The following is a 6,109-nucleotide window of genomic DNA, read 5'->3' on the forward strand; positions in this document are numbered from 1 at the left end:
AACCGAGGCTATCAATAGCCTCGGTTTTCTTTTTTTCACTCGCTCGATTCAACCTCTCTTACTTCCCTTGTAAGCTTGATTTTTCTTGAATCTATTGCGGTTTCTCTCATTCGTCAAAACCTCCTATGAAATCGACTTTTTTTAACAAAAACATACAGAAAAGGATGGAGGAATCTAATTTTGTGGTCTAGAAGTTATTTACCATGGGTCAGTCATCCAATAGAAAGAGGTGGTAGTGAAGTCGTTTACTGCTAGTTTTAAGACCCTGTTGTTATAACAGAAAATTGAGTTGTAGGGAGGAGCAAAGTCTTGAGTAAACGAGTGTTGTCCATATTATTAAGTTTGATATTAATGCTTTCATTGGTTATTCCGGCAGCTGCTGCTCCATCGGAGTCCAAGCAACTGCTGAACAACCCGTTAAGTGCGGAAGATGCTTTGCAATTAAAGCAGATTCTGCAGGATCGGGCTGAGCTTGCCAAGACGCCTGTGCTTGATGAACAATTGGAAAGTTTGGGGACGGGTCAAGTTGATGTCATCGTTGAATTGTCTGCTGAGCCGGTTGCACTGGCGAAGGGGATTTCCTCGATAGCGGGCAAATCATTTAGTTCTTCCATGAAGGCAAGGGTTGAGCAGAAGGTAGAACTGCAGCAGCAGACCTTCATTGACAATCTGAGCACCAACCATATCAATCATGAGGTTTCAAACCAATATAGCTATGCTTTTAACGGGGTAGCATTGGAGATGGACAGCAATAAACTTGAAGACATTCTCAAGATCCCGGGTGTGCTCGGGGTATATCCCGATCTGGAAGTAACGGCAGGACCAAAAGGTGAAGTTAGCCCGCATATGAAGGATACAGGCCCGTTCATTGGCGCTCCGGAGGTATGGGATCTGGGATATACGGGTAAAGGGGTTAAAGTTGGTGTAATCGACACGGGAATCGATTACGTTCACCCTATACTGAAGGATGCTTATAAGGGTGGGTATGACTTCGTGGATAACGATAATGATCCTTATGAAACGACACCGCTTGATTGGGAGAACGATCCTACCAATCCGCCAGAGGTGGATGATAGAGGAAGCACGTACTGGACCGAACACGGAACGCATGTGGCGGGCACCATCGCAGCCCGGGATGCGGGTGAATTCGGCGTTGTGGGTATTGCTCCAGAAGCGGATATATACGCCTATCGTGTTCTTGGACCTTATGGAAGTGGTAAGTCCAGCTGGGTACTGGGAGGTATCGACCGTTCAGTTCAGGATGGACTGGATGTCATTAACCTCTCGCTTGGCAATGCCCGCAATGATCCGGACTACGTCACGTCCGTAGCTATTAATAATGCTGCGCTGGCTGGTGTTACGCCAGTCGTTTCCAGCGGCAACTCGGGGCCGAACCGGTGGACCGTAGGATCCCCGGGGGCATCAGCATTTGCTATTACCGTAGGTAACTCTACAGGGCCAAGTGATGAAATTTCGGCAACCACGCATTTTTACACGGATGCTGTACCGCCTGCGGCGCCAATCGGCGTGGATGAGAGCGCAGTAGATACTGGGGCTCAGCCTGAACAACCGACTGTTCCTGAAGAACCGCCTGGTGTACAAGCAGATGATATAGCCCAACTGGCAGTGACGGATGAGAACCCGTCGAATGCAGCAGGCGAAGAAGCTCCGGCAGCGGATGCGGTCCCTGTTGAATCTGCCGAAGAAGAAGCTGTTCCTGCAGCAGACACAAATGCACCTTTGAGCGTAGTAGACGCTACGTATAAACTTGAACTGATGGCTTGGAATCTCGCCGAGGATCCGGAAGTAGTCCTTAACGGAGAGTTTGGCCTCGTTTATGCGGACCTGGGTAAACCTGAGGACTTTGCAGGCAAAGACGTGGCGGGCAAAATCGCGTTGATTAAACGCGGAGAACTCGCATTCGTAGATAAAATTGCCAATGCCAAGGCAGCAGGTGCCATCGGAGCGATCGTATTTAATCAAAATCCGGGACCGATCGGCGTCCTGCTTGGTGACAGCTTTAACTTTATTCCGACGCTTAGTATGAGTAAAGAAGATGGGGATGCCATCAAATCTCTGCTCGACGCCAACCCCGATCTCAAAGTAAGTTTTTCCGATTTTATGAGAAACAAGTCGGCCGGAGACGAGATCAATGACTCAAGTTCCCGCGGTCCGGCTAAAAAGACGCTGGATATTAAACCTGACGTTGTAGCACCGGGAACAAGCATTCTATCATCCGTTCCGGCTTACGGGAAGAACGATCCAGACGCGGATTACAGTCAATCCTATGACCGTTTAACGGGTACAAGCATGGCTGCTCCACACGTAGCGGGGCTTGCCGCACTCGTCTTGGAGAAACACAGTGACTGGACTCCGTTTGATGTGAAAGTCGCACTGATGAACAATGCCAAAGTGCTGGATACGGATTCCTATGATGTCACGGATCAAGGAGCCGGACGTATTCAGGCAGTTGATACCATTCAGGCCGAAGCTCTGGTCAAGGTTCTGGATAAGACCTCTTATCTGGAAAACGGAACAAGTAAAGAGCAGGACAACATTACCGGAAGCATTAACTTCGGTAATTTTACGGGAGCAACGGCTCAAACCGTTCAGAAGAAAATAAAGGTTGAACAGATTGGTGGTATTGGCGGAGCGTTTGAGGTTGAGGTTCATACAACACAATCGACCCCGGGAGTAGCGGTTACGGTGGATCAATCCTCCTTTGACTTAAGCGGGGAGAAAGAATTGATCGTAACGCTAGAAGTACCAGCCGGTATTACCGGAGTTTCGGAACAGCAGGGCTATATTAACTTTGTAAACGGTACCCGCACTTATTCTGTACCTTTTGTAGCATACTTTAATCTTGAAATGACGGGTGTCAAATATACGAAGGTCTATAACGACACGGAAACCTACCTGCCGCATTTTCCTTTGAATGAACAGGGGGAGCTTGGTGAAGTGTCTGTAGGTTTCGAATTTTATAATCCTATGCAAGTTGTCATCATTGATTTGTACGATAGCCTGAATCCTGAATCAGGACCAGATGGTGACGGGTTGATTGGGCAGATTTTTGGTACAGATGAGTTTCTTTTCGAAGCCAATACGGAATATACCCTCGGATTTGATGGGGAGTACTTCAATTACACAACCGAAGAAATTGAATTGATTAAAGACGGTCTGTACTCGGTAGATCTTAAGTCCCTCGGTACTAATAGGGTCGTTTACGGCGATTACGCAACCATTCCGTTCTTTGTCAAAACCAAAGCACCTATCATTAACACAAAATCTGATGTGCAGGCTTCCAGTGGTTCCCCTCTCGCATTAACTGGAACCATCAACGATCTTTATGTTACGGCTGTTCCGGCTTTAATGGACGAATGGACGATTGATTTTGATGTGAGCGAATGGCTGGATGCCACTTATGTTGTCAAAAAAGCCGACAAGACCGTTGCCAAGCAAGGCAGCTTCGACGTCGAACAGGATGGCGCATTTAACATTGCGTTAGATGGACTGTCCTCAGGTAAATACAACGTTGAGCTTTCGGTTAAGGACCATCAAGGATTGGAAGGAAAAGCTGCGGTATCTGTTAATGTACCAAGCACTCCAGATCCAGGTAATCCTGGCGGCGGCTCATCAACCGGTGGCGGATCCACAGGCACACCATCCACTCCAGCTCCTGAAGTTTCGGGTGATGCCAAAGTAACCACGAAGAAAAATGCGGACGGCACCGAATCTGCAACAGCAGCCCTGTCCGAAGCAGCGGTTACAGCTGGAATTGCTGGTGACAGCAAGGAGGTGAAGCTGGACGTATCCAAGCTTGATTTCAGTAAATATAGCGATGTAGCTCTTACACTGGGCAAGGCAACCGTTGATAAACTGAAAGCATCGGGCAAGCCTCTTGTTATAACTGGTAACGGCTTTACCCTGACAGTGCCTGCCGATGCCTTGGATGATTTCACAACGACCAGCGGATTCAGCTTAACGGTCTCGGCAGCTGCGAGCAAAGCAGGATCCGGAAACAGCTTGAGCGCTGTATCTTCCATTGTTACGGTTAAACACGCCGCCAAGTTCAAACATCCGCTTCTGTTGACCTTGAACTATGACCCGGCCAAAGTGAAAGATACTCGTAAGGTTGGAGCTTACGTTCAGTCGGAAAAAGGAGACCTGCAATCCGCAGGATTGCTGCAATCGGCGTCACGCGGATCAATCACGTTCCGTATCAACGGACCGGGATCTTATGCAGCCGCTGAGAATAACGTAACCTTCAATGACATCGTAGGCCACTGGGCTAAAGATGAGATCGAAGTTGCGGCTTCGCAGCATATTACGAACGGTACCGGTGCAGGCCGGTTCTCTCCGAACAATGCAGTGACCCGCGCCGAATTTGCGACGCTGCTTGATCGTATTTTTGAGACAGGCATTGATTGGGAGACACGCAGCACAGAAGCGGGTGCGAAGAATCCGCTAACCCGTGAGGATATGGTAGTCATGATTGCTGAAGCATTGAAGATTGATTCTGAAGCAGGCTCCTTGTCATTTAACGATGCGAATCTGATTTCAGAGGATGCACGTGCGGCTGTAGCCTTTGCTGTGAAGGAAGGTCTGGTTAAGGGCGTAAGCGGCAACCGCTTTGCTCCAGACGAAACCTCCACTCGGGCGCAGGTATCCGTGATTGTGTATCGCTTGCTGGATTATTTGAATAAAATCTGATGATCTACGAGCTAGTGATTATATGCAGTAAGATAGGGTAGAATCGACGGGAGTTGTCCTGGGTCTTAAAAAGAACCGGGCCAGCTCCTTTCTTTTTTAAACAGTAAAATATGGTTATATATTCTCATTGTGTCATGGTATATTTTATATGGATTAGTCAATCTTTAATCGGAAGGGATAGACATGAAGAGTAAAAAAACATTCGGTTATCTGGCCATACTCTTATTCCCGTTGTTTATAATCATTTTGGTTTTAAGTGGATTGACTCAGCCCGGGAGGGAAGCGGAAGATCTTCGCATGAGCATCGAATGGCTGACGAAGTACGTACTGCCATGGATATTTCTGTACTGGTTCGTCAAACTCGTTAGAAAAATCAAATAAAAAGACACTCACCATGCACGTACTGTGCAGTTGATGAGTGTCTTTTTTACGATATGAGGGTTATTCTCTGGACCATTCGTCCAGCTTGTCATCGCCAGGAAGAAGCAGGGCAAGGAGACCGAGCAGAGGCAGAAAACCAATCGAGATCATGACATTGCCGATTCCCCAGGCATCCCCAAGATTACCGAGTACAAGCGAACCGATACCGCCCATGCCAAAAGCGAACCCGGTAATCAGTCCGGAGACCGTGCCAATATTGCCCGGATGCAGCATTTGAGCATAGACGACGGTAACCGAGAAACTCGACAGAAGTACAAACCCACCGATCACGAGCAGAACGGCCGCCCAGAACGGGGAGACAAATGGAAGGATCAGAGCAATCGGAGCTGTACCAATCATCGAGAACATAATCATGTTTCTGCGTCCGAACCGGTCTGCCAGAGGTCCACCGAAGAAAGTGCCTATGGCTCCTGAAGCGAGAAACAGGAAAATATAAATCTGAGCATTATCCAGCTTGATCTGGTAAGCATCCATGAGATAGAAGGCATAATAGCTGCTGATGGCTGCGCCATACCAGGAGCGGATAAACACAAGGACGACGAGCACCAGCGTTGCGTTGCGAATGCTTTTACGGCGGGCGGGATCGAGCATGCGCCCGGCGGCTCTCTTTTTAAACGTGTATCCTGCCTTCAGCATACCGTGATACCAATAGGCAACATAAGATTGCACGAGGATACCCGCAGCGGCAACGAAGGTGAACCCGATCGCGCCAAACTGTCCAAACGGTACGAAGATATATCGCGTAAGTAGTGGAGCCAGCGACTGACCGGCATTGCCCCCTACCTGAAAAATGGATTGAGACAGTCCCTTTCGCATGCCTGCAGCCATATGGGCGACCCGCATTCCTTCAGGGTGGAAGGTCGCAGAGCCTAGCCCGATCAGGACAACGGCAAACAACACCAGGACATAGGTATGCGCATAGGCCAGAATGAACACGCCTGCAAACGTGAAGCACATG

General features: G+C 48.6%; 3 protein-coding genes (1 of these 3 only partly in view). 2 read left to right on the plus strand and 1 reads right to left on the minus strand.

Features of this window, described 5'->3' with window-relative positions:
- Positions 1–309 precede the first annotated feature (309 nt).
- Together B9D94_RS02030 and B9D94_RS02035 are read left to right on the plus strand one after the other, a co-directional pair.
- A complete protein-coding gene (locus tag B9D94_RS02030; RefSeq protein WP_148246390.1) occupies positions 310–4,710 on the plus strand; it encodes a S8 family serine peptidase in 4,401 nt (1,466 codons plus the stop codon).
- 183 nt (positions 4,711–4,893) lie between these two features.
- Positions 4,894–5,091, plus strand: a complete 198-nt coding sequence (locus tag B9D94_RS02035) for a hypothetical protein (protein ID WP_006212973.1) — start codon at positions 4,894–4,896, stop codon at positions 5,089–5,091.
- A gap of 60 nt (positions 5,092–5,151) precedes the next feature.
- Here B9D94_RS02035 and B9D94_RS02040 read toward each other — a convergent pair whose 3' ends face one another.
- On the minus strand, positions 5,152–6,109 hold the 3' portion of the coding sequence (locus tag B9D94_RS02040) for an MFS transporter (protein WP_036642522.1). The gene runs 299 nt beyond the window's last position; only the last 958 of its 1,257 coding nucleotides appear in the window; the start codon falls outside the window, past its right edge — the gene reads right to left on this strand; the stop codon is at positions 5,152–5,154.

It is taken from the genome of Paenibacillus sp. Cedars (genome assembly GCF_003184205.1).
In the GTDB taxonomy this organism is placed as follows: domain Bacteria; phylum Bacillota; class Bacilli; order Paenibacillales; family Paenibacillaceae; genus Paenibacillus_AQ; species Paenibacillus_AQ glucanolyticus.